Origin of the sequence: Actinacidiphila acididurans (assembly GCF_016918855.1) — a bacterium.
Classification (GTDB): Bacteria; Actinomycetota; Actinomycetes; order Streptomycetales; family Streptomycetaceae; genus Actinacidiphila; species Actinacidiphila acididurans.
Genome location: NZ_JADKYB010000026.1, coordinates 55,673 through 78,580 on the forward strand (window position 1 = coordinate 55,673; position 22,908 = coordinate 78,580).

The 22,908-nt window shown below is 73.5% G+C and carries 25 protein-coding genes; 15 read left to right on the forward strand and 10 right to left on the reverse strand.

What is annotated here, in order from left to right:
- Positions 1-157 precede the first annotated feature (157 nt).
- Positions 158-2,278 (forward strand): FUSC family protein, encoded by a 2,121-nt coding sequence (locus ITX44_RS34200; RefSeq protein ID WP_205362722.1) that lies wholly within the window; start codon positions 158-160, stop codon positions 2,276-2,278.
- Positions 2,279-2,372: 94 nt separating this feature from the next.
- The gene (locus tag ITX44_RS34205) at positions 2,373-2,516 is read left to right on the forward strand and encodes a hypothetical protein (RefSeq protein WP_205362723.1); all 144 of its coding nucleotides are present in this window, start codon (positions 2,373-2,375) and stop codon (positions 2,514-2,516) included.
- 113 nt (positions 2,517-2,629) lie between these two features.
- On the opposite strand, the gene ITX44_RS34210 is transcribed toward ITX44_RS34205, so the two are convergent.
- Positions 2,630-3,877, reverse strand: coding sequence for an acyl-CoA dehydrogenase family protein (locus ITX44_RS34210; protein WP_205362727.1), 1,248 nt, complete (start codon positions 3,875-3,877; stop codon positions 2,630-2,632).
- 159 nt (positions 3,878-4,036) lie between these two features.
- Here ITX44_RS34210 and ITX44_RS34215 point away from each other — a divergent pair, with 159 nt between their 5' ends.
- Positions 4,037-4,681, forward strand: a complete 645-nt coding sequence (locus ITX44_RS34215) for a TetR/AcrR family transcriptional regulator (RefSeq protein ID WP_205362728.1) — start codon at positions 4,037-4,039, stop codon at positions 4,679-4,681.
- Positions 4,682-4,726: 45 nt separating this feature from the next.
- Here ITX44_RS34215 and def read toward each other — a convergent pair whose 3' ends face one another.
- The gene (gene def, locus ITX44_RS34220; protein ID WP_205362729.1) at positions 4,727-5,284 is read right to left on the reverse strand and encodes a peptide deformylase; all 558 of its coding nucleotides are present in this window, start codon (positions 5,282-5,284) and stop codon (positions 4,727-4,729) included.
- Positions 5,285-5,478: 194 nt separating this feature from the next.
- Between def and ITX44_RS34225 the strand changes: the two genes are divergently transcribed.
- The 9 genes from ITX44_RS34225 (at position 5,479) to ITX44_RS34265 (ending at position 13,486) form a co-directional block, all read left to right on the forward strand.
- Positions 5,479-6,717 carry a MurT ligase domain-containing protein gene (locus tag ITX44_RS34225; RefSeq protein WP_205362730.1) on the forward strand — a complete coding sequence of 413 codons (1,239 nt, stop codon included), beginning with the start codon at positions 5,479-5,481 and terminating at the stop codon, positions 6,715-6,717.
- A gap of 29 nt (positions 6,718-6,746) precedes the next feature.
- Positions 6,747-7,475 (forward strand): type 1 glutamine amidotransferase, encoded by a 729-nt coding sequence (locus ITX44_RS34230; RefSeq protein ID WP_205362731.1) that lies wholly within the window; start codon positions 6,747-6,749, stop codon positions 7,473-7,475.
- A 267-nt stretch (positions 7,476-7,742) separates the two neighbouring features.
- Entirely contained in the window at positions 7,743-8,768 is a 1,026-nt protein-coding gene (locus ITX44_RS34235; RefSeq protein WP_205362732.1) for a 6-phosphofructokinase, read from the forward strand.
- 131 nt (positions 8,769-8,899) lie between these two features.
- The gene (locus ITX44_RS34240) at positions 8,900-9,862 is read left to right on the forward strand and encodes a cytochrome c oxidase assembly protein (RefSeq protein ID WP_205362734.1); all 963 of its coding nucleotides are present in this window, start codon (positions 8,900-8,902) and stop codon (positions 9,860-9,862) included.
- Between the two features lie 45 nt (positions 9,863-9,907).
- The gene (locus tag ITX44_RS34245; protein WP_205362736.1) at positions 9,908-10,936 is read left to right on the forward strand and encodes a hypothetical protein; all 1,029 of its coding nucleotides are present in this window, start codon (positions 9,908-9,910) and stop codon (positions 10,934-10,936) included.
- Between the two features lie 119 nt (positions 10,937-11,055).
- Positions 11,056-11,220: a hypothetical protein gene (locus tag ITX44_RS34250; RefSeq protein WP_205362914.1), complete on the forward strand. Its 165-nt coding sequence runs from the start codon at positions 11,056-11,058 to the stop codon at positions 11,218-11,220.
- 99 nt (positions 11,221-11,319) lie between these two features.
- Positions 11,320-12,045: a lysophospholipid acyltransferase family protein gene (locus tag ITX44_RS34255; RefSeq protein WP_205362738.1), complete on the forward strand. Its 726-nt coding sequence runs from the start codon at positions 11,320-11,322 to the stop codon at positions 12,043-12,045.
- 75 nt (positions 12,046-12,120) lie between these two features.
- The gene (locus tag ITX44_RS34260) at positions 12,121-12,972 is read left to right on the forward strand and encodes a TIGR02452 family protein (RefSeq protein WP_205362740.1); all 852 of its coding nucleotides are present in this window, start codon (positions 12,121-12,123) and stop codon (positions 12,970-12,972) included.
- Between the two features lie 28 nt (positions 12,973-13,000).
- Entirely contained in the window at positions 13,001-13,486 is a 486-nt protein-coding gene (locus ITX44_RS34265; RefSeq protein ID WP_205362742.1) for a YbaK/EbsC family protein, read from the forward strand.
- Between the two features lie 81 nt (positions 13,487-13,567).
- Here the strand turns inward: ITX44_RS34265 and ITX44_RS34270 are convergent, their stop codons facing one another.
- The 8 genes from ITX44_RS34270 to ITX44_RS34305 form a co-directional block, all read right to left on the reverse strand.
- Positions 13,568-15,202: an alpha/beta hydrolase gene (locus tag ITX44_RS34270; protein WP_205362745.1), complete on the reverse strand. Its 1,635-nt coding sequence runs from the start codon at positions 15,200-15,202 to the stop codon at positions 13,568-13,570.
- Positions 15,203-15,256: 54 nt separating this feature from the next.
- Positions 15,257-16,132, reverse strand: a complete 876-nt coding sequence (locus tag ITX44_RS34275) for an urease accessory protein UreD (RefSeq protein WP_205362747.1) — start codon at positions 16,130-16,132, stop codon at positions 15,257-15,259.
- Complete coding sequence (ureG, locus tag ITX44_RS34280) at positions 16,129-16,806, reverse strand: urease accessory protein UreG (protein ID WP_205362749.1); 678 nt, start codon at positions 16,804-16,806, stop codon at positions 16,129-16,131. The genes ITX44_RS34275 and ureG overlap by 4 nt, the downstream gene beginning before the upstream one ends.
- Positions 16,807-16,944: 138 nt before the next feature.
- Positions 16,945-17,646 (reverse strand): urease accessory protein UreF, encoded by a 702-nt coding sequence (locus ITX44_RS34285; protein ID WP_205362899.1) that lies wholly within the window; start codon positions 17,644-17,646, stop codon positions 16,945-16,947.
- 359 nt (positions 17,647-18,005) lie between these two features.
- A complete protein-coding gene (locus ITX44_RS34290; RefSeq protein ID WP_205362751.1) occupies positions 18,006-19,727 on the reverse strand; it encodes an urease subunit alpha in 1,722 nt (573 codons plus the stop codon).
- Positions 19,720-20,031, reverse strand: a complete 312-nt coding sequence (locus ITX44_RS34295; protein WP_205362754.1) for an urease subunit beta — start codon at positions 20,029-20,031, stop codon at positions 19,720-19,722. Before ITX44_RS34295 ends, ITX44_RS34290 begins: the two co-directional genes overlap by 8 nt.
- A gap of 12 nt (positions 20,032-20,043) precedes the next feature.
- Positions 20,044-20,346, reverse strand: coding sequence for an urease subunit gamma (locus ITX44_RS34300; RefSeq protein WP_205362901.1), 303 nt, complete (start codon positions 20,344-20,346; stop codon positions 20,044-20,046).
- Between the two features lie 78 nt (positions 20,347-20,424).
- Positions 20,425-20,715: a type II toxin-antitoxin system Phd/YefM family antitoxin gene (locus ITX44_RS34305; RefSeq protein WP_205362755.1), complete on the reverse strand. Its 291-nt coding sequence runs from the start codon at positions 20,713-20,715 to the stop codon at positions 20,425-20,427.
- A gap of 88 nt (positions 20,716-20,803) precedes the next feature.
- On the opposite strand from ITX44_RS34305, the gene ITX44_RS34310 reads away from it, so the two are divergent.
- The 3 genes from ITX44_RS34310 (at position 20,804) to ITX44_RS34320 (ending at position 22,889) form a co-directional block, all read left to right on the forward strand.
- Complete coding sequence (locus ITX44_RS34310) at positions 20,804-21,436, forward strand: ATP-dependent Clp protease proteolytic subunit (protein ID WP_205362756.1); 633 nt, start codon at positions 20,804-20,806, stop codon at positions 21,434-21,436.
- 6 nt (positions 21,437-21,442) lie between these two features.
- On the forward strand, positions 21,443-21,760 hold the full coding sequence (locus ITX44_RS34315) for a hypothetical protein (protein WP_205362758.1): 318 nt from the start codon (positions 21,443-21,445) through the stop codon (positions 21,758-21,760).
- A 637-nt stretch (positions 21,761-22,397) separates the two neighbouring features.
- Complete coding sequence (locus tag ITX44_RS34320) at positions 22,398-22,889, forward strand: C40 family peptidase (RefSeq protein ID WP_205362760.1); 492 nt, start codon at positions 22,398-22,400, stop codon at positions 22,887-22,889.
- The last annotated feature ends 19 nt before the right edge of the window (positions 22,890-22,908 follow it).

The window sequence follows — 22,908 nt, forward strand, 5'->3', positions numbered from 1 at the left end:
AACCAGACCTACCGCCGCGGATGTGAGGGACCGGACGTAGGTCACACCCGGGGTGACGGGCCCGGGCACGGGCGGACCCGCGGGCGGGACGGTTCCCCGCCCGGGATGTGGGCGGCGACCTGCGGCAGGTGCCTGGGCGGACCCTATTGTGTGGACCATGACCTGGTTGCGCTCGCTGCGGCAGACGGCCCGGTCCGGGCTGCGGGTGCAGCGCGGCCGGCCGGAGCCGCTGGCGGCGCTGCGGGCCGCGGGCGGCGTGGCGGTGGTGGTCGGGCTGTCGCTGTGGCTGTGGTCGCCGGCGGTCGCGGCCTCCTCCGCGTTCGGCGCGTTCGCCGCCGGGGTGGCCACCTTCCAGCGCAGTTGGCGGCCGCGCCCCGCGCTGGCGCTGTGGACGGGCGCCGCGCTGGCGGTGAGCACCTTCCTGGGGTACCTGGCCGCCTCGCACCTGGTGCCGTTCATGATCCTGCTGGCGGTGTGGGCGTTCGGCGCGGGCCTGGCGTGGGCGCTGGGCCCGACCATGGGCACGGTGGCCGCGCTCACGGTGGCCGTGATGCTGGTCGTGGTGACGCTGCCGACGACCGTGCTCGGCGCGCTGCACCACGCGGCGCTGATCGCGGTCGGCGCCGTGGTGCAGGCCGCGCTGATCTGGCTGTTCCCGGTACGGCGCTGGGGGCGGCAGCGGGACGCGCTGGCCGACGCCTTCGCCGCCGAGGCCGGCTTCGCCCGCCGGCTGCGGCAGGACCCGCTGGCCGAGTTCGACCCGGCGCCGCTGATGGCGGCCCGCGGCGCGGCCGTGGTCAGCCCCTGGCAGGCGCGGCGGCGGCCGGGTGAACTGCACGGCAACCGCGGCCTGGCCGAGCGGATCCGGCCGGTGCTGGCCTCGCTGGCCGACCCCAGGGTGGGCGCCGCCGCCGAGGGCCCCGAGCGCGACCGGGCCCGCGAACTGCTGGCGGTGGCGGCCGACGTCCTGGACGCGGTGGCCCGCGCGATCCGGCACGGCACGGCGGTACGGGTGCCCGCGTCGGCGCGCGAGGTGCTGTACGCGCCCGGGCTGTACCCCGAACTCACCGGCACCGCCCGCAAGTCCGCCACCCGGCTGATCGCCCTGCTCGGCGCCGCCGTGGACCGGGCCAACGGTTCCGGACCCGCCGACACCGACAGCACCGCGCACCTGCTGCGGCCCGCGGTGCGCGAACTGCTGCCCCTGGCGCTGCGTTCGGTACGCCGCCAGGCCGAGTGGGACGCGCCGGTGTTCCGGCACGCGCTGCGGCTGTCGGTGGTGTGCGCCGCGGGTTACCTGCTGGGCACGGCGCTGCCGCTCGGCCACGGCTACTGGGCGCCGCTGACCTCGGTGATGGTGATGCGCCCGGACTTCACCCAGACCTTCGAGCGCGGGGTGGCCCGGCTGGCCGGCACGGTGGTCGGGGTGACGCTGGGCAGCGCGGTCGTCAGTCTCGGCCACCCCGGCACGTACGCGAGCGCCGCCCTGGCCGTACTCAGCGTCTGGCTGCTGTACCTGCTGCTGACCACCGGCTACGTGGTGATGCAGGTGTGCGTGGGCGCGTACGTGGTCTTCCTGCTGAGCATGGCCGGCACCCAGCTGGAGCAGACGGTGCGCGACCGGCTGCTGCTGACCCTGCTGGGCGGCGCGCTGGCGATGGCCGCGTACGCGGTGTTCCCGGCCTGGGAGACGACGCTGCTGCGCGAACGGCTGGCCGAGTGGACGGAGGCCGCCGGCGGGTATCTGGCCGCGGTGTTCGAGGCGTACGCCGACCCGCCCCACCGCAGACCGCGGGCAGTGCGGCAGTCGCTGCTGGAACTGCGGGCGGCCGGCGCGGCCTGGGACCAGGCGGTCACCCGCGCCGACGCCGAACCGGTACGGCACCGCGGCCTGTCGCGTACGGCCGTACGGGACGCCGACGCCGCGGTCTCGGCGCTGGGCCGGGTCGGGCTGCTGGTGGAGGCCCACCTGCCGCCCCGGGACGCGCCCCCGGTCCCGGCGGCCGGCGAGCTGGCCGCGGCGCTGCGGAAGGCGACCAGGGCCGCGGCGCGGGACATCCGGGAACGGCGGGCGCCGCAGTGGGAGCAGGTGCGGGCGGCTCTGGAGAAGTGGGAGGCGCAGTTGCCCGCGGACCCGGCGGACGAGGCGGAGCCGCAGGTGCTGCGGCGCGGCGCGGACCTGCTGGTGGAGACGCTGGACGAGCTGGCGGAGGCGCTGCGCCCCCGCTCGCTCGGGCGCCGGCACCCGGCGGGCGGGGCCCGCGGGACCGCCCGCTGACCGCGACGGCGCCGGGGCGCGGGGCCGGGGTGACCCGGGGAACGGGGCGGTGTGCGAGCGGGGCTAGGCTGAGGCGGATCAGAAGGAGCTCCCCATGCAAACTCACGTGCACCACGCGCTGACCCTCGCGATCAACGATTCGGCCGGTCCCGGCCTGGTGATGCGTACGCTCATCGTGGCCTCGGTGGTCGGCGTCGTGCTGATCGCCTGGTTCGTGCTGCGCGGCTACCGCGACTGAGCCTCGGCCCGGCCCTCGGCTCCGCCGGGGGTACGACCGGGCGCCGTGCCGGGACGGGCCGCCCGTGGTCGTTCCGGCGGCGGCGTCCCGGCGGCGTGCCGCCGGCGCGCGGCTCAGCGGATCGGCAGGCCCGACAGCGCGCGGGCGATGACCAGGCGCTGGATCTCGCTGGTGCCCTCGAAGATCGTGTAGATGGCGCTGTCCCGGTGCATCCGCTCGACCGGGTACTCCCGGGTGTAGCCGTTGCCGCCGAGGATCTGGATGGCCTGGGCGGTCACCTTCTTGGCGGTCTCACTGGCGAACAGCTTGGACATCGAGCCCTCGGCGGCGGTGAACGGCCGGCCCGCCGTCGCCATCCACGAGGCGCGCCACACCAGCAACCGGGCCGCGTCGATCTGCGTGCGCATGTCGGCGAGCTGGAAGGCCACACCCTGGTTGTCGATGATCGGGCGGCCGAACTGCCGCCGGTCGACGGCGTATTCGAGGGCGTACTCGTAGGCGGCGCGCGCGGTGCCGACCGCCATGGCACCGACCGCCGGGCGGGACGCCTCGAAGGTGGCCATGGCCGCGTTCTTGATCCGCTCCGCGCTGTCCGCCTGGCCGGCGGCCGCCGCCGCGACCCGCTCCCTGGCCCGGGCCAGTCGCTCGTCGAGCTTGTCCTTGCCGCCGAGCAGGCAGTGGCCGGGCACCCGTACGTTGTCCAGTACGACCTCGGCGGTGTGCGAGGCGCGGATGCCGTGCTTCTTGAACTTCTGGCCCTGGGACAGGCCCGGCGTGCCCGGCGGCACGATGAAGGAGGCGTGGCCGCGGGAGCCGAGGTCGGGGTCGACCACCGCGACGACCACGTGCACGCCTGCGATGCCGCCGTTGGTGGCCCAGGTCTTGGTGCCGTTGATCACCCACTCGTCCTTGGCCTCGTCGTACACCGCGCGGGTGCGCATGGCGGCCACGTCGGAGCCGGCGTCGGGCTCCGAGGAGCAGAAGGCGGCGACCTTGACGTCGTCGGCGTCGCCGTACATCTGCGGGACCCAGGTGCCGATCTGCTCCTCGGTGCCGTTGGCCAGCACGCCGACCGCGGCCAGGCCGGTGCCGACGATGGACAGCGCGATCCCCGCGTCGCCCCAGAACAGCTCCTCCATCGTCATCGGTATGCCGAGGCCGGTGGGGTCGAAGAACTGCTGGGCGTAGAAGTCCAGGGAGTACAGGCCGATCTTGGCCGCTTCCTGGATGATGGGCCAGGGGGTCTCCTCCCGCTCGTCCCACTCGGCGGCGGCCGGGCGCATCACGTCGGCGGCGAATCCGTGGATCCAGTCGCGCACGGACTTCTGGTCGTCGTTGAGTTCGAGCGTGAAGTCGCCCATGGTTCTCTCCCCTGTGCGGTTACCTACGGTAACGACGGCGATGTCAGCAGTCTGTTACCCACCAGTAGGAATGTCAACTCGGACCTCGGCGCACATCCACCTCAGCGGAGAGTGTTACTTTGCGCAGACCACCTGCAATCGAACACCGGGGAGGCGAGGGTGGAGACCGGCCAGCGGCAGGACCGGCGGACGGCCACCGAGCGACGGCGCCAGGAACTGCTGGAGGCCGCCGACCGAGTGGTGCTGCGCGACGGGCCCGAGGCGTCGATGAACGCCATCGCCGCGGAGGCGGGTATCACCAAGCCGATCCTGTACCGGCACTTCGGCGACAAGAGCGGGCTGTACCGGGCCCTCGCCAAGCGGCACACCGACGCGCTGCTGGCCACCCTGCGCGCCGCCGTGGACTCCCCCGGCGACCGCCGCGACCGGGTCGAGGCGACCATCCACGCCTACCTGCACGCCATCGAGGCGCACCCGCAGGTCTACCGGTTCCTGATGCACCCCTCCGAGTCGCCCACCGAGGGCGAGAAGGGGTTCGACGCCGGCGGCCACTCGATCCCGGTGCTGCGCCGGATGGGCGAGGACATGGCCGAGGTGATCGCCGAACGGCTCGAACTCGGCGCGGACGGCCGGCAGACCGCCCGGGCCTGGGGCCACGGCATCGTCGGCATGATGTGGGCGGCCGGCGACTGGTGGCTCGCCGAGCGGCCCAGCTCCCGCGACCAGCTCGTACGCAACCTCGCCGACCTGCTGTGGGGCAGCCTGGCGGCGGTCGAGGACCGGGCGGGCACTCAAGGTCTGTGACGGCCGCGGGGGCCGGGGCGTCGGCACCGAGCGCCGGCCTCGGGCTCACCGGTCCCGTTCGTGGGCCGCGACCGCGCGGCGGGCCGACCACAGGGCCCGGCTGCGGCGCGGTCCGCGCAGCCGGTCGGTGAACACCGTGCCCTCCAGATGGTCGTACTCGTGCTGGAGGCAGCGGGCGAAGAAACCGGTGCCGGTCACGGTCAGCGGGCGGCCGTCCACGTCGAACCCCTCGACCACGGCCTCGTCGTGGCGCCGGGTGCCGGACTCCACGCCCGGCAGGGACAGGCAGCCCTCGGCGCCGGTGACGGTGACCCCGCCGGTGTGCACCAGGCGCGGGTTGACCACGTGGCCGAGGTGGCGGCGGTCCTCGTCGTCGGGGCAGTCGTAGACGAACACCCGCAGGGGCAGGCCGATTTGATTGGCGGCCAGGCCCACCCCGGACGCCGCGTACATGGAGGCGAACATGTCCTCCACCAGCCGGGCCAGCGGTTCGCCGAATTCGGTGGCCTCCGGGCAGGGCGCGTGCAGCACCGGGTCGCCGAGCAGCCGCAGCCGGTGGACGGTGCCGGTGCTGCCGGGGATGGAGAGGCCGCCGTGTCGCATGCGGCACAGCGTACGGCCCGCCGCGCGCCCCCTGCGCCGCAGGTCGCACCCGGCCGAAGTAGGGGCCCGCAGCCGGAAATGGATAGGCTGAGCCCGGCCGGGTCGTGTGCCGCGGGGGCGGGTGCGGGCGGCACAGGAACACCGGCCGCGGCCGGGGCAGGGCCCCGGGCCGAGTCGAGGAGGAACGGAGAACGATGGCAGGCAATTCTGAGCCGCTGTCGCCGCGCGCCAAGCTGGCCGTGACGGCGGGCAAGGCCGCGGCGGCGGTGTCCCGCGTCGCGGGCAAGGGCAGCGGATCGGTGATCGGCGGCAAGGTCGCGCTCAGATTCGACCCCGAGCTGCTGGCCCGGCTCGCCCGCCACCTGGACGTGGTGCTGGTCTCCGCCACCAACGGCAAGACCACCACCACCCGGCTGCTGGCCGAGGCGCTGCGCGCCAACGGTCCCGTGGTCTCCAACGCGCTCGGCGCGAACATGCCGGCCGGCATCACCTCCGCGCTGGCCGGCGGCTCGGACGCCCGCTACGGCGTGATCGAGGTGGACGAGAAGTACCTCGCCGGGGTCGCCCGCGACGTGACGCCCAAGGCGATCGCCCTGCTCAACCTCTCGCGCGACCAGCTCGACCGGGCCGCCGAGACCCGGATGCTCGCCGAGAAGTGGCGCGAGGGCCTGGCCGGCTCCGAGGCGATCATCATCGCCAACGCCGACGACCCGCTGATCGTCTGGGCCGCGTCCTCCAGCCCGACCGTGGTGTGGGTGGCGGCCGGCCAGTCCTGGAAGGACGACGCCTGGTCCTGCCCGTCCTGCGGCGGGGTGCTGCAGCGGCCCGACGACGACTGGTACTGCGGCGAGTGCGGCTTCCGCCGGCCCACCCCGACCTGGGCGCTCAGCGGCGACCACGTCGTGGACCCGTACGGGGTCGCCTGGCCGATCCACCTCCAGCTGCCCGGCCGGGCCAACAAGTCCAACGCCGCCGTGTCCACCGCCGCCGCGGCCGCCTTCGGGGTGGACCCCAAGGTCGCGCTGGAGCGGATGTACAAGGTGCAGGCGGTTGCCGGGCGCTACGACGTGGTCACCTGGCAGCAGCGCGAACTGCGGCTGCTGCTGGCGAAGAACCCGGCCGGCTGGCTGGAGACGTTCTCCCTCATCGACGGGCCGCCCACCCCGGTGATCCTGTCGGTCAACGCCCGCGGGGCGGACGGCACCGACACCTCCTGGCTGTGGGACGTGGACTACACCCGGCTGGCCGGGCACCCGATCATGGTGCTGGGCGACCGCAAGCTGGACCTGGCGGTCCGGCTGGAGGTGGCCGGGCTGGAGTTCCGGGTCTGCCAGGGCCTGGAGGAGGCGGTGCGCACCGCGCCGCCCGGCCGGATCGAGGCCATCGCCAACTACACCGCCTTCCAGGACCTGCGCCGCAAGGTCGGCAATTGACCCGCCCGCGAGCGAGCCGAGGAGCAACGATGAGTGAGTCCAGCCTGCGCGTGGTGTGGGTCTACCCCGACCTGCTGAGCACCTACGGCGACCAGGGCAACGCGCTGGTGGTCGAGCGCCGGGCCATGCAGCGGCGGGTGCCGGTCAGCCGGGTGGACGTCCGCTCCGACCAGCGGATCCCCACCTCCGGGGACATCTACCTGATCGGCGGCGGCGAGGACCGCCCGCAGCGGCTGGCCGCCGAGCGGCTGCGCCGTGACGGGGGGCTGAGCCGGGCGGTGGCCAACGGCGCCATCGTGTTCTCGGTCTGCGCCGGCTATCAGATCCTGGGCCACGAGTTCGTCAACGACCTCGGCCGCCCCGAGGCGGGCCTGGGCCTGCTGGACGTGGTGAGCGTGCGCGGCGAGGGCGAGCGGTGCGTGGGCGACGTGCTGGCCGACATCGACCCGCGGCTGAACCTGCCGCCGCTCACCGGCTTCGAGAACCACCAGGGCGTCACCCACCTGGGCCCGACCGCGCGGCCGTTCGCCCGGCTGCGGATCGGCAAGGGCAACGGCACCGGCGACGGCACCGAGGGCGCCTTCAACGACACCGTGTTCGGCACCTACATGCACGGCCCGGTCATGGCCCGCAACCCGCAGATCGCCGACCTGCTGATCAAGCTGGCGCTGGACGTGAACGCGCTGCCGCCGGTGGACGACCAGTGGTTCGAGGCGCTGCGCGCCGAGCGGATCGCCGCTGCGACACAGCCCGCCTGAGCCGCCCGGGCGGGCGCTCCGACCTGCCGTTTTATGGCCGCTTTAAATGCGGCTTTATCACGGCATAATGTCCGGTCCGTACGGTTCGGGCAGTGATCGGTGGCGTAGCGTTCACGCTACGGAATCGTTTCCCGGAATTTGAGCAATGGTCAGATGTCCGCACTCCGGTCGCCGTGGAGGCTCCACGGCCCGGCTGGGTAAGCTGACGACGACACCACCGGACGACGGGGTCCGGCCGCCCGGTCGAGTGCAGGAGTGTTCAGAGCAATGCGTATTGGTGTGCTGACCAGCGGCGGCGACTGCCCCGGGCTGAACGCCGTCATACGGTCCGTGGTGCACCGCGCCGTCGTGGATCACGGTGACGAGGTCATCGGTTTCCACGACGGGTGGAAGGGCCTGCTCGAATGCGACTACCGCAAGCTCGATCTCGATGCGGTGAGCGGCATCCTGGCCCGCGGCGGGACCATCCTCGGTTCCTCCCGGGTGCGGCCCGAACACCTGCGCGGCGGTGTGGACACCGCGAAGGGACATGTCTCCGACCTCGGTCTTGACGCGATCATCCCGATCGGCGGTGAGGGCACCCTGAAGGCGGCCCGGCTGCTGTCGGACGCGGGCCTGCCGATCCTTGGGGTGCCCAAGACCATCGACAACGACATCGCGTCCACCGATGTCACCTTCGGCTTCGACACCGCGGTCATGGTGGCCACCGAGGCGCTGGACCGGCTGAAGACCACCGCGGAGTCGCACCAGCGGGTGCTGATCGTGGAGGTCATGGGCCGTCACACCGGGTGGATCGCGCTGCACGCCGGCATGGCGGCCGGCGCGCACGCCATCCTGGTGCCGGAGCGGCCGTTCGACGTGGCGGAGCTGGCCAAGGTGGTCGGGGAGCGCTTCGAGGCGGGCAAGAAGTTCGCCATAGTGGTGGTCTCCGAGGGCGCCAAGCCGCGCCCGGGCACCATGGACTTCACCTCCGGCTCCAAGGACGTCTACGGGCACGAGCGGTTCACCGGCGTGGCCAACCAGCTCTCGGTGGAGCTGGAGGAGCGGCTGGGCAAGGAGGCCCGCCCGGTCATCCTCGGCCACGTGCAGCGCGGCGGCACCCCGACCGCGTACGACAGGGTGCTCGCCACCCGGTTCGGCTGGCACGCGGTGGAGGCCGTGCACCGCGAGCAGTTCGGCATGATGACCGCGCTGCGCGGCACCGAGATCACCCTGGTGCCGCTGAGCGAGGCCGTCGAGGAGCTCAAGACGGTACCGCCGGAGCGCTACATAGAGGCCGAGTGCGTCCTGTGACCCGCTGACCGCACCCGCCGCGACGCGCCGTACCACGGCGCCGACCCGGACATCCCGAACCGCCCCCGGCCGCATCCCCGGCCGGGGGCGGTTCTACTCTGGTGCGGACACAACGGGCGAAGGAGCGGCGGATGGATTTCGGCGGACACGGCATGCCCGGCATGCACATGGACTTGCCGCCCTTCACCCTCGGCCGCGGTCTGGGCTGGAGCAACGACCCGTTCTTCCTGGTGCTGTGCGTGCTGCTGCTGGCGCTGTACGGGTGGGGGGTGCTGCGGCTGCGGCGCCGCGGCGACCGCTGGCCGGTGGGCCGTACGATCTCCTTCGCGCTCGGCGTGCTGACCGTGGGCGTGACCATGTGCACCAGGCTCAACGACTACGGCATGGTCATGTTCAGCGTGCACATGGTGCAGCACATGATCCTCAGCATGCTCTCGCCGCTGCTGATCCTGCTGGGCGGGCCGGTCACGCTGGCGCTGCGGGCGCTGCCGACCGCCGGAGCGGGCCGCATCGGGCCGCGCGAGCTGCTGGTGAAGCTGCTGCACAGCCGCTACCTCCAGGTGATCACCCACCCGGCGTTCACCATCCCGCTGTTCGTGGCGAGCCTGTACGGGCTGTACTTCACGCCGCTGTTCGACGACCTGATGGGCAGCCGGGCCGGGCACATCGCGATGATGGTGCACTTCCTGGCGGTGGGCCTGGTGTTCTTCTGGCCGATCATGGGCGTGGACCCGGGCCCGAACCGGCCGGGGTACGTGATGCGGATGCTGGAGCTGTTCGCGGGGATGCCCTTCCACGCGTTCTTCGGCATCGCGCTGATGATGGCCAGCGAGCCGATGGTGTCGACCTTCAAGCACCCGCCGGTGTCGCTGGGCATCGACGCGCTGAACGACCAGACGGCGGCCGGTGGCATCGCCTGGGCGTTCAGCGAGATCCCGTCGGTCATCGTTCTGGTGGCGCTGCTGTTCCAGTGGTACACCTCCGAGCAGCGCCAGGCGCGCCGCAAGGACCGCGCGGCGGACCGGGACGGCGACGCGGAGCTGGTGGCGTACAACGCGTACCTGGCCTCGCTCCAGGCGCGCCAGCGCGGCTGACGGACGGCCGGCGCGGCCGAACGCACACGACAAGGGGGGCCCTGGATGGGCGGGCAGGTACGGATCACGACGTCGGCGGTGGAGTTGCCGGGCGGGGTCGTGGTCCGGTTCATGCGGACGCTGCGCCTGCCGGAGACGGGCACCCACCCGTTGCCGCCCGGGCTCGGCACCTTCCCGCTGCGCCGGGTGCAGGACTACCCGGACAGGGTCCCCGCGCAGTGGCTGGCGCACGGCGGGGTGCTGCTGCCGGTCTACCAGCGCGAGGCCATGTGGCTGAGCTTCTCCGCTCCCCGGCCGGCCGCCCTCCAGGTCGGCGCGGGCAAGGTGTGCGCGGTGTCCGGCAAGCCGTGGAGCGACCGGCTCTCCCGGGACCCGCAGAACTACCTGGTGCTGCCGCGCCAGCCGTGGCTGGACGGCATCAACTCCGGGCAGGGCACGATCCGGCAGTTCGTGGCGGTGCCACTCGGGCTCGGGGCGACCGTGGAGGGCCAGGTCTCCGGCGAGGAGGTCTGGGGCGGGGTGCAGTTGCAGGTGTTCGAGCTCGGCGAGCAGGCGCTGGGGCGGTGGCAGGCCGCCGAGCGCGAGCGGGAGCGGGCCTTCCTGCCGCCGCCCGAGCCCATGGCGTCCGGCGCACCGGGCGGACCGGTCCCGACGGCGGCCGCAGTGCCGGCACCGCGGCTGACCCGCGCCGCGCCCGCCATGGGCCTGGGCGCGGGCGGGCGGATGCGGCAGGAGGTCTACCGGGACGAGCGCCCGCTGACCGACTGGCGCGCCGAGCCGTCCGGGCGGATCTTCGTCCACTTGGCGACGGCCCCGCAGTGGCAGGACATCACCGGGGAGCCGGCGCCGTCCTCACCGGTGGACCGGGCCGCCTACACCACCGCGGGCCTGCCCTGGTACGACTACTACGACGCGGATGCCGCCGATTTGCCGGCGGCCGACCCGCTGGCGGACGTCAAGCCGGTCGGCGACTGGCTGGGCGACGACCAGACCCCGTGGGTGCCGCCGGGCCCGCACCAGGTCCAGCACCTCGGTGACGACGACCCCGGCCGGGTGAGCGACGGGGAGTGGTAGCGCGGGTGGCGGTGCCCGGTTCACCATGAGGAACGGGCCGCCCGGGGAAGGGCCGCCGCGGGGCGGGCCCGGCCGGCCGGGGTGTCCGGGACGTTCCGGGCGTCCGGAAGGAGGGTGCCGTGCCCGATTCCGCGAAGGTCATGACCGCCTGCACCCTCGTCTGCCTGGTCCTGGTGGTCCTCGACAGCCTGGTGATCGGCGCCGACGCCCTGCTGTGGTCCGGCTGGGTGGTGCTCGGCCTGTGCACGGCCGGCGTCCTGCTGCTGCGCCCGCCGCGCGGCTGAGGCCCTTTCACGGCCCGACGGGAACCGCTCGCGGCGCTTCGCCCGGCAGGGCAATGAGGCTTCTGGTCACGGTGTGCGCGCGGGCACTACCCTGCGGGCGTGTTCTACCGTGTGCTCAAATACGTGATCCTCGGGCCGTGGTTGCGGCTCTTCTTCCGGCCCCGGATCGAGGGCGTGGAGAACATCCCCGAGACGGGTGCCGCGATCGTGGCGGGCAATCACCTGTCCTTCTCGGACCACTTCGTGATGCCGGCGATACTCCCGCGCCGGATCACCTTTCTGGCGAAGGCGGAGTACTTCACCGGGCCGGGGCTCAAGGGCCGGCTGACGGCGGCGTTCTTCCGCAGCGTGGGCCAGATCCCGGTGGACCGGTCCGGCGGCAAGGCCGCGCAGTCGGCGATCGAGGCGGGCCTGGGGGTGCTGTCCCAGGGCGAGTTGCTCGGCATCTACCCGGAGGGCACCCGGTCCCACGACGGACGGCTGTACCGGGGGCGTACGGGTGTCGCGGTGATGGCACTGCGCGCGGGCGTGCCGGTCATTCCGTGCGCGATGGTCGGCACCTTCGAACTCCAGCCGCCAGGGCGGGCGTTCCCCAAGCTCGGCCGGATCACCATCCGCTTCGGAAAGCCGCTGGACTTCAGCCGGTTCGCCGGCGCGGCCGAGGAGCGGGTGGTGCTGCGCTCGGTCACCGATCACATCATGTACGAGATCATGAACCTGTCCGGCCAGGAGTACGTGGACCGCTACGCGGGCGAGGTGAAGGCCGAACAGCAGGCGCTGTCGCCGCAGGGCCCCACCGCCAGGCTGCGGCGCGGCAGGTCCTGAGCCCGAAACCGTGATCGAGCCCGCGCCCGTAATCGGCTGGCGCGGCCCGGCGCGGCGCCCGTAGCGTCAACAACCATGAGCGCACGCCTGCGGAACATCGCCGCCGAGAACGAACGGATCCTGGACGAGGGCGGCTACACCGGTCCGGCGGGCCGGTTCGTCCCGCTGGCGGACGCGGTGGCCGCGGCGGCCGACGGGACCCGGCTGTTCGGGCCGCAGGCCGTGCCGCTGCCGCCGGATGTGCCGCGGGGCGTGGGCGCCCGCTGCACGGTGACGCCGGAGTCCAGCACGAAGGCGGCCGGGCGGCTGACCGCGGAGGGGTCCGGGCCGGTGGCCGTGCTCAATTTCGCCTCCGCCCGCAATCCCGGCGGCGGTTACCTGAACGGCGCCCAGGCGCAGGAGGAAGCGGTGTGCCGGGCCTCCGCGCTGTACCGGTGCCTGCTGGGCGCCCCCGAGTACTACACGTACCACCGCGAGCACCGGGACCCGTTCTACAGCGACCGCGTCATCTTCTCCCCCGCCGTGCCGGTCTTCCGGGACGACCGCGGCGCCCTGCTCGACACGCCGTACGAGGCGGGCTTCCTGACCTGTCCCGCGCCCAATGCCGGAGTGATCGCGCGTACGATGCCGGACAGGGTGGAGTTGATCGCGCCCGCGCTGCGCGAGCGGGCCCGGCGGGTGCTCGAGGTGGCGGTCGCGGGCGGCTACCGGCGGCTGGTGCTGGGCGCCTGGGGTTGCGGGGTGTTCCAGAACGACCCGGCCACGGTGGCGGGTGCCTTCGCCGGACTGCTCATCGGGGACGGGGACTTCACGGCCCTGGTCGACGAGGTGGTCTTCGCGGTGCTGGACCGGCGGCCGGACTCCCCCACCCGGGCGGCGTTCGAGGCCGCCTTCACCACCCCGGCCGCGCCCGGCGGCCGGCGGTGACCGGACGAGAAGGGCGACACACGCGGGTATGAGCGAGCACGAGACGTACGACCGGCTGATCGCGCTGCTGGACGAGCAGGGCGCGCAGTACCGGACCATCGATCACGCGCCGGAGGGCGCCACCGAGGTGGTCAGCGAACTGCGCGGCAACAACCTGGCGCAGGCGGCCAAGTGCATCGTGGTGATGGTCAAGGTCGGCAAGAAGGTGACCCGTTACGTGCTGGCGGTGGTGCCCGGCGACCGGCGGGTGGACCTGGCCGCGGTCAAGGCACTGCTGGAGGGCACCTACGTGTCGTTCGCCTCCCGGGACATCGCCGAGCGGCTGGCCGGCAGTGTCAGCGGCACCGTGCTGCCGTTCTCCTTCGACGAGCGCCTGGAACTGGTGGTGGACCCGGAGCTGCTCACTCACGAGGAGATCTTCTTCAACGCGGCCCGGCTGGACCGTTCGCTGGCGCTGTCGGTGAAGGACTACGTGCGGATCACCGCGCCGCGCGTCGAGGCGATCGCGGGCTGAGCCCGTCCCGCGCGGTGGGCCCCGTCCCGGGGGGCGGGGCCCACGGCTCGGGCGGTCAGTGCCTTTCGGTCACGGGGCCCGTCACTTGGCCCCGGCCGGTACGGGCGTGGCGTGCGGCCCGCACGTCACGTCCTGCGCGTCGAGCGTGCCCTTGAGGAGGTAGGCGTCGACGCGGGAGTTGATGCACGGGTTGGTCAGGTTGGTGACGCCGTGCGAGCCCGCGTCCTGCTCGGTGATCAGCCGCGAGCCGTCCAGGCGCCCGTGCAGGTCCACGGCGCCGGGGTACGGGGTCGCGGCATCGCGGGTGCTCTGGACGATCAGCACGCCGGGCAGGCCAGGACCGGTGTGCACCCGCACGGGATTCTGCTGCCGCACCGGCCAGGTCGCGCACGGCAGGTTGAGCCAGGCGTTGGCCCAGGTCAGGAACGGGTACTGGGCGTTCAGCGCGGTGTTGTCCCGGTCCCAGACATGCCAGCTGGTGGGCCACTTGGCGTCGGTGCACTCCACCGCGGTGTAGACGGCGTTGCCGTTCTCCGCGGTGATGTTGCCAGCGGTGTCGGACAGGTCGGGACCTGCCGCGTCCACCAGGGCCTGGGTGTCGCCGGCGAGGTAGCTGCTCCACACGCCGGCCACGGTGGTCCACATGGAGTCGTAGTAGGGCGCGTTCTGGAAGAAGCCGAGGAGCTCGGCGGGGCCGACGACGCCGCCGATCGGGTGCGCCTTGGCGGCGGCCCGCAGTTCCAGCCACTTCGCCTGGACCTTCGCCGGGGTGTCGCCGATGTGGTAGACGGAGTCGTATTTCGCGACCCAGGTCTCCCAGTCCGCCCAGCGTCCTTCGAAGGCGACGTCCTGGTCGAGGTTGTTGCGGTACCAGATCTGGTCCCGGGCGGGGTCGACCACGCTGTCCACGATCATGCGGCGCAGGTGGCCGGGGAAGAGCGTGGCGTACACCGCTCCGAGGTACGTGCCGTAGGACACGCCGAGGTAGTTGAGCTTGCGCTCGCCCAGCGCGGCCCGGATGACGTCCAGGTCGCGGGCGGTGTTGACGGTGGTCATCTGGGAGAGCGTCGCGGCGCCGGTGCGCTCCAGGCAGCCGTCGGCGTACTCCTTGGCGAGCTTGCGCTGGGCGAGCTTGTCGGCCTCGTCGTCGGGCACCGGGTCGGGCTTGGGGGCCTTGACGAACTCCTGCGGGTCCTGGCAGGAGATGGGCGCGGAGTGGCCGACGCCGCGCGGGTCGAAGCCGACGAAGTCGTACGCCTTGGCGGTGTTCTTCCACAGCGCGCTGCCGGTGGTGAGCCGGAGCGGGAAGCGCAGGCCCGATCCGCCGGGGCCGCCGGGGTTGTAGACCAGGGCGCCCTGGTGTTCGGCGGGGGTGCCGGTGCCGACGGCCCGGTCCACGGCGAGCTTGATACTGGCGCCGAACGGGTGGGCGTAGTCGACGGGCACGGTCACCCAGCCGCACTGCACGGGTGCGGCCAGGCCCCACCCGTCGGGGCAGGCGGCCCAGTCGATGCCCGTACGGCCGGCGGTGGCCGCGGCGATCGCCTCACCCGCCGTCTCCGGTACGGCGAGGGCGGACATGCCGGTGTACGCGGCGGCCTGTGATGCGGGCCGTGCGCCGGGCTCCGGCGCGGTCGTGGCGGTCGCCGCGGGTGCGGCGGCGACCGCCCCCGCGATCAGGGCGCCGGCCGAGACGAGCACGAGCGTGCGTCTCACGGTGCGAACCTCCCCCTGCTCGGCCGTGGCTCGTGGCCACGGTGGTCACAGTGATCAGGTGCGAATCCTTTCCCCTGTGTGTTCGCTGTGAACAGGCCGAGCGGGTGATTCTTCATCAAAGTGTGATTGTTGGCCGAAGTCGGGGTGCCGGGCGGTCAGTGCGGCGAGTGCCTCGTCCAGGACGCGGCGCAGGAGCAGGCCGTCCGGGGCGATCGCGCTGATCAGGGCACCGGGGCCGGCCAGCGGGGTCACCGCGGCCCGGGCGCCGCCGCCGGCCCGGTCGCCGATGACGTGGGGTCGGGCCGGGGCGGGGCCGAACGCCGGGTCCACCAGGAGGAGCTGACCCACCGCCCGGTGGTCGCCGAGGGTGCCGGCCGTGCCGGGGACGCCGGGGCCGAAGGCGAGTTCCTGGTCCAGCAGCGGACGGCCGCCGACGTGCACGGTGAGCCGGGAGACCAGGCGGCCGCTGTCCTCCGCGTGCCGGCCGAGGATCTGCTCCTCGCGCAGCAGCAGCCGGGCCGCGGGCGCGAGCTCCACTCGGGTGGTGGCCCGCAGGATGCTGCCTCGGGCGGCGATGAGCGGCTGCGGCAGCCAGTCCAGGGATCCGTCGCCGTCCACCGTCAGCCGTACGTCGTAGGCGGCCTCGTCGCCGTACGGTCCGGGCAGCGCGACGGTGGCGGCCGCGGCGCCGACCACCAGCCGCGCGCCCGGCCCGACCTCGCACTCGACGCGCAGCCGGTCGCCGCCGAGCGGGCCGCTCATCGCGCCGACCAGGGTGACGCCGGCCGCGCGTGGCTCGCCGGGCACGGGGGTGCGCCGCGGGGCCAGCGGTGCCTGGCCGGCCAGCAGCGGCAGGACGGTGCCGTGCGCGGCGGCGGCCGCGCCGATCCGGGCCAGCGCCCGTACCCCCCGGTCCCGGCCGGGCGTCACACCGCCGCCGGGGTCCAGGCGGCCAGCCGCTCGCCGATCCAGGCCGCCACCGGCTCGATCCCGCCGTCCCGGGCCACCGAGGTGAACACCACCGGCAGGTCGCCGCGCTGCGCGGCCGCGTCCCGGGCCATCCGGTCCAGGTCGGCGCCCACGTACGGGGCCAGGTCGATCTTGTTGACCACCAGCAGGTCGGCGGTCGTGACGCCGGGGCCGCCCTTGCGGGGGATGTCGTCGCCGCCGGCCACGTCGATGACGAAGATCTGGGCGTCCACCAGGCCCCGGGAGAAGGTCGCGGTCAGGTTGTCCCCGCCGGACTCGACCAGCACCAGGTCCAGCGGTCCCACCGCGCTCTCCAGCTCCTCCACGGCCTCCAGGTTGGCCGAGATGTCGTCCCGGATGGCGGTGTGCGGGCAGGCGCCGGTCTCCACGGCGACGATCCGCTCGGCGGGCAGCACCGCGTTGCGCAGCAGGAAGTCGGCGTCCTCGCGGGTGTAGATGTCGTTGGTGACGACGCCGATGGCCAGGTCCTCGCGCAGTTTTCGGCACAGGGCGGCGACGGTGGCGGTCTTGCCGGACCCGACCGGGCCGCCGAGCCCGATCCGCAGCGCGCGCGGGCCGGACGGGACGGAGTGGGCGTACCGCTCGGGGTAGATCTCGGGGTGGTCGAGGTGCATGGGTGTCAGCTCCGTTCGTGGACCGGGCATTCGTGGACCGGGCATTCGTGGACCGGGTGGGGGCCTTCGTTCTCGAGCGATGCGAACGGCGGAGGGCCGGCGGTTCGCCAGGGCCGCGGCTCATGCGGCTCGTGCCGCTCATGACGCGAACAGCCGGACGGGCCAGGTGGCGTGCTGCTCGGCGGCGATGTCGAGCAGCGGCGAGGAGGCGGCGGGCAGCACGCCGGTGCCCTCGGCGGGGATCCGGGCGGCCTGTTCCGCCGCAGTGCCCGCGATGTGGTCGATCTCCGGGGCCAGCCGGGCCAGGACGGCGGTGGCCTCGAACGGGTCGAGGCCGAGCAGGCGTACGGCGGCGGTGGCCGGGCCGCCGACCGACTCGTACGCGGCGGTGTACGCGGCGTCCAGCGGTCCGAGGCCGGCCGCGCGGGCGGTGACGCCGAGGACCACCGGCTGATGGGCGCCCCGGGGAAAGGCCGCGGCGAGGGCGTCGAGGGCCGGGTGCGGCCACACCGCCCGGCTCGCTCGCAGCAGTTGCCGCCCCAGGCGGCGCGAGACGGTGCGCAGCGCCACGGAGGGCGTGCGGGCGTCGGCGGCCTCGTCCAGGCCGGCCGGATCCGCCTCGGGTGCGGTCGCCGCCGCGGCCAGTGCGGCGGCGACCAGTCCAGTGGTGTGCAGCCGCCCCCGGCAGAAGGCGGCCAGGCCGCCCGCGTCACGGATCCGCCCGTCGGCGACGGCGGCCTCCGCCCCGCCTGAGTGCGCGTGGCCGCCGGCCGGGAAGCGACCGTCCGCGAGCAGCAGCAGAGCGGCCCGCCCCCCGGCGGGGGCGCCGCCGGGGGCCATGGCAGCCGGAAAGGCGGTGGCGGCAGCCGTCGTGGGCCGGGCGACGAGACGTTCCCCGGACGCGTCGGCATGACGCCGAGCGCCGTCGTCCGCCCGGCCGCGGGTCGGTTCGGCCCGGTCCTGGAGGCCGTCGTCCGGCCGGCTGCGAGCCGTGTCGGCCCGCAGCCGCGTACCGTCGGCCGACCGGCCGCGGCCCGAGCCGGCCAGGTCGCGCCCGTCGGTGTCCCGCCGATCAGGGACCGCATCGGCGTCGCCCTGCGTGCCCTCGGCGAAGCGGTCGCCGACCGGGTCGGCCCGGTGCTGCCGGGTGTCGGTGTCCATTTCGCCTCCCAAACGGCCGTCGGTGCGGGCCCCGCGCCTCAGAACAGGAAATACCGCTGGGCCATGGGCAGTTCGGCCGCGGGGGCGGGCTCCACGACCTCGCCGTCGATGGTCACGGTGAAGCTGTCGGGGTCGACCTCGACGGCCGGGGTGGCGTCGTTGTTGCGCATGTGCTCCTTGCGCACCCCGCGGGTCGAGCGGATCGGGGTGAACCGCTTGGCGAGGCCGAGGCGTTCGGGCAGGCCGTCGTCGATGGCCGCCTGGGTGACGAAGTTGACGGAGTTGGCGGCCGGGGCGGCACCGACGCCGCCGAACATGGGCCGGGGCAGCACGGGTTGGGGGGTGGGGATGGAGGCGTTGGCGTCGCCCATCTGCGCGTACGCGATCTGGCCGCCCTTGATCACCAGGAGCGGTTTGACGCCGAAGAAGGCGGGTTCCCACAGCACCAGGTCGGCCAGCTTGCCGGGCTCGACGGAGCCGATCTCGTGGTCCAGGCCCTGCGCGACGGCGGGGTTGATCGTGTACTTGGCGACATAGCGGCGGGCCCGGACGTTGTCTGCGGGTCCGTCGCCGGGCAGCGCGCCGCGCCGCCGCTTCATCACGTGCGCGGTCTGCCAGGTGCGCAGCGCGATCTCCCCGATCCGGCCCATGGCCTGGGAGTCGGAGCTGATGATGCTGATCGCGCCGAGGTCGTGCAGCACGTCCTCGGCGGCGATGGTGGACGGGCGGATCCGGGACTCGGCGAAGGCCAGGTCCTCGGGCACGGTCGGGTTGAGGTGGTGGCAGACCATCAGCATGTCGAGGTGTTCCTCGACGGTGTTGAGGGTGTGCGGCCGGGTCGGGTTGGTCGACGAGGGCAGCACGTGCGGCTGCGAGACCACCGTGATGATGTCGGGCGCGTGCCCGCCGCCGGCGCCCTCGGTGTGGTAGGCGTGGATGCCCCGGCCGGCGATCGCGGCGAGGGTGTCCTCGACGAAGCCGGCCTCGTTGAGGGTGTCGGTGTGTATGGCGAGCTGCGCGCCGGTCTCCTCGCACACCCGCAGGCAGGCGTCGATGACTGCGGGGGTGGCCCCCCAGTCCTCGTGGATCTTGAAGCCGACCGCGCCGGCCCGCAGCTGGTCGTGCATCGCGGCCTGGTTGACGGTGTTGCCCTTGCCGAGCAGGCCGACGTTGACCGGGTACGCCTCCAGGCCCGCGAACATCCGCGCCAGGTGCCAGGCACCGGGGGTGATGGTGGTGGCCTTGGTGCCCTCGGCCGGCCCGGTGCCGCCGCCGAGCACCGTGGTGACGCCGCTGGTGAGCGCCTGGTGCATCAGGGTCGGCGAGATGAAGTGGACGTGGGCGTCGATGGTGCCGGCCGTGAGGATCTTCCCGTTGCCCGCGATGATCTCGGTGTCGGGGCCGATGACGAGGCCGGGGTGGACGCCGTCCATGGTGTCGGGGTTGCCGGCCTTGCCCAGGGCGGTGATCCGGCCGTCGCGGATGCCGATGTCGGCCTTGACGATGCCCCAGTGGTCCAGCACCACCGTGCCGGTGATCACGGTGTCGGGGGCGCCCTCGGCCCGGGTGGCCCGGCCCTGGCCCATGGACTCGCGGATCACCTTGCCGCCGCCGAAGACCGCCTCGTCGCCGGCCGTTCCTGGGCCGCCGGCCAGGTCGCGTTCGACCTCGATCAGCAGGTCGGTGTCGGCCAGCCGGATCCGGTCACCGGTGGTGGGCCCGTACAGGGCGCCGTATACGGAACGCGCCAGTTCAGGCATCGAGGGGACCCCCGGTCTCGCCGCGCAGCCCGGGGACCACCCGCAGGCCGCCTATGGGGACGAGTTCGACCTCGGCCGGGATGCCGGGCTCGAAGCGGACGGCGGTGCCGGCGGGGATGTTCAGCCGCAGGCCGCGGGCGGCGGCCCGGTCGAAGCGCAGGCCCGGGTTGGCCTCGGCGAAGTGGTAGTGGGAGCCGACCTGGACCGGGCGGTCGGCGGCGTTGAGCACGGTCAGCCGGGTGACCTCGCGGCCGGCGTTGAGCGGCACGGTGTCGTCCGCGTAAAGGATCTCTCCGGGGATCACGGTGGCCGCCCCTCAGACGATCGGCTGGTGGACGGTGACGAGCTTGGTGCCGTCCGGGAAGGTGGCCTCGACCTGCACGTCGTGGATCATCTCGGGGATGCCGTCCATGACGTCGGCGCGGGTGAGGACGGTACGGCCGGAGGACATCAGCTCGGCGACGGTCCGCCCGTCCCGGGCGCCCTCCAGGATGTGGGCGGTGATGAGGGCGATCGCCTCGGGGTGGTTGAGCCGCAGTCCCCGGGCGCGGCGGCGTTCGGCCACGTCGGCGGCGACATGGATGAGCAGCCGTTCCTGCTCGTGCGGGGTCAATTGCACAGCCACACCTCACCGTCGTCAGGAACCGGCAGAGATCCGGAGACTAGTTCGGCGTGGTTACGGGCGCGTTAACTCCCGTTACGGGCGGTGGTCACCGGGGGCCGGGTCGTCGTGCCGGGCGGCGATGCCGAACCGGCGCCGTTCGCCCGTGGCGGACGGACGGGCTACCGCGGTGGACACCGTACTGATCACCTGCTCCTCCGCGGCCTCGTCGAGATCGCGGAGTCGTTGCAGGTCAGCGGCGGAGACCAGGGCAACCAGGGGCTTGCCGTGGCGGGTCAGCACCACCTGCTCACCGCCGTAGACCACGCGGTTGATGAGCTCGGCGAGCTGGGCCCGCGCTTGTGTGACCGGGACGTCATGGGTCATGCTCCCCATCATAACGGGATGTACGTCCTGTACATTTTGACTCGATGGCTGATCAAGGGGCCGGGGCCCCGCTGGAGGTGCGCGCACGATGTCAGAACCGACCGCCCGCTATGTGCTGCCCGAGTTCACCGAGCGCAGCAGCACCGGTGTGCGGACCATGGATCCGTACTCCAAGCTGCTCCAGGAACGGATCGTCTTCCTCGGCACACAGATCGACGACACGTCCGCCAACGATGTGATGGCCCAGCTCATCCACCTGGAGAGCGCCGCGCCCGAGCAGGACGTGCACCTCTACATCAACTCGCCCGGCGGCTCGTACCCGGCGATGACGGCGATCTACGACACCATGCAGTTCGTCACCTGCGACGTGGCGACGGTGTGCATCGGGCAGGCCGCCTCGGCCGCGGCGGTGCTGCTGGCGGCCGGCGCCCCGGGCAAGCGGATGATCACCCCGGGGGCGCGGGTGCTGATCCACCAGCCGCGGATGGCCGAGGCCGTGCAGGGCGACGTGTCGGACCTGGAGATCCAGGCCCGGGAGCTGCTGCGCACCCGGGAGCAGTTGGAGGAGCTGCTCGCCCGGCACACCGGGCAGGAGGTGGAGCGGGTGCGCGCCGACATCGAGCGGGACAAGCTCTTCGACGCCGAGGGCGCGCTCGGCTACGGCCTGGTGGACCGGCTGACCACCAGCCGCAAGGGCGGCCGGCCGACCGGACTGCGGTGACCGCCGATGCTGCCGGAACCGCCACCGCTGCCCGCTCTCACCCGCTCCGAGGGCGAACTGGTGGACTGCTATCTGGAGGTCGTGGACCTGCTGGGCCGGATCAACCCGTCCCGGGCCCGTGACACCTACGGCGCGCTGCGGGCCGCGCAGGCGCTGGTCGCCCGGGCGGCGGCGCTCAAGGAGGCGCTGACCGTGATGCACATGCGCGGCGAGACCGAGTTGCACCACGCCACGCTGGGCCGCGCGCTTCGGGTGCTGGACGGGGAGCGGCGCTCGGGCCTGGTCGCGGTGGCGCCGGAACCCAAGGAGCCGCCGCGGCGCTGAACCGACGGTCGGTTCGTCTTGCCGGCGGGACACGCGGCGTACGGACACAGCGGACGGCGCTTCCACGGCCTCGACCGCCCGGCGATCGGCGGCTGCCGAGCGCCGGTCACGCTGCGGCGCCGCGCCGACACGACGCGCCCGACACGCGATCAGCCCGTTGGCCTATCCCGCGCGATCGCGCAACTCGGCGCCGATTTGCGCGTGTCGACTGGCACGGGCCGGTCGGGCCGACGTCTTCCCAGGTCAGGCCGGTGGGCCGGAGTCGGGCCGACGGGCCGGGCAGGGAAGGTCCGCCCGGACGGCGCAGGGGTGATCAGACTCACATCCGGCGTTTTAGTCCCCGCACGAGCCCGCCGTGTGCGTAACCATCCGTGGTGACGACAAGCCCCCGCCACCGTGGCGGGGCGGTCCGCGCGGACGCCCAGTCCTGCCGCCGCGCGGATGCCCGGTCGACACGAGCGCACCCGGCAGGAGCGGAGGACCCAGCACGACGGGGCCGGCCCGGACCACGCGTCCGGGCCGCCCCTTGGGGTGAAGCCGCCGCGCGGCGCGCCGAGCGCGTCCCGCGGGGCCGGGCATCTTCGCCTGCCCGAACCCGACAGGTCATCCTTCGCAGGCGGACGACGAAGGGTCGCGCATGACCGCGCTCCACCGATCCACCCCCGCGCACGGCGTGTCCGCCCGGCTGTCCCGGATCGGGGCGGCCTCCGTGCTCACCGCGGCGGCCGTCACGGTGCCCTCGCTGCTGCCGGAGACCGCCCAGCAGGCCGAGGCGGCCACCCTGTCCCTGCGGGCGCTCGACGTGGCCGCCTCCAAGCAGGGCTCGCCGTACCAGTGGGGGGCCAGCGGTCCCAACCGCTTCGACTGCTCGGGGCTGACGCTGTATTCGTTCAAGCGTGCGGGCAAGAAGCTGCCGCGCACCGCCGCGGAGCAGTACAACAGCACGCGCCACATCTCGGCCGGTTCCCGCCATTTGGGCGACCTGGTGTTCTTCCACTCGGGTTCGGGCGTGTACCACGTCGGGATCTACGCGGGGAACAACCGCATCTGGCACGCCCCCAAGACCGGCTCCCGGGTCCGCCTGGAGAAGATCTGGACCCGCAGCGTCTGGTACGGCCGGGTCAAGTGACCGGCCGGGACCGGAGCGG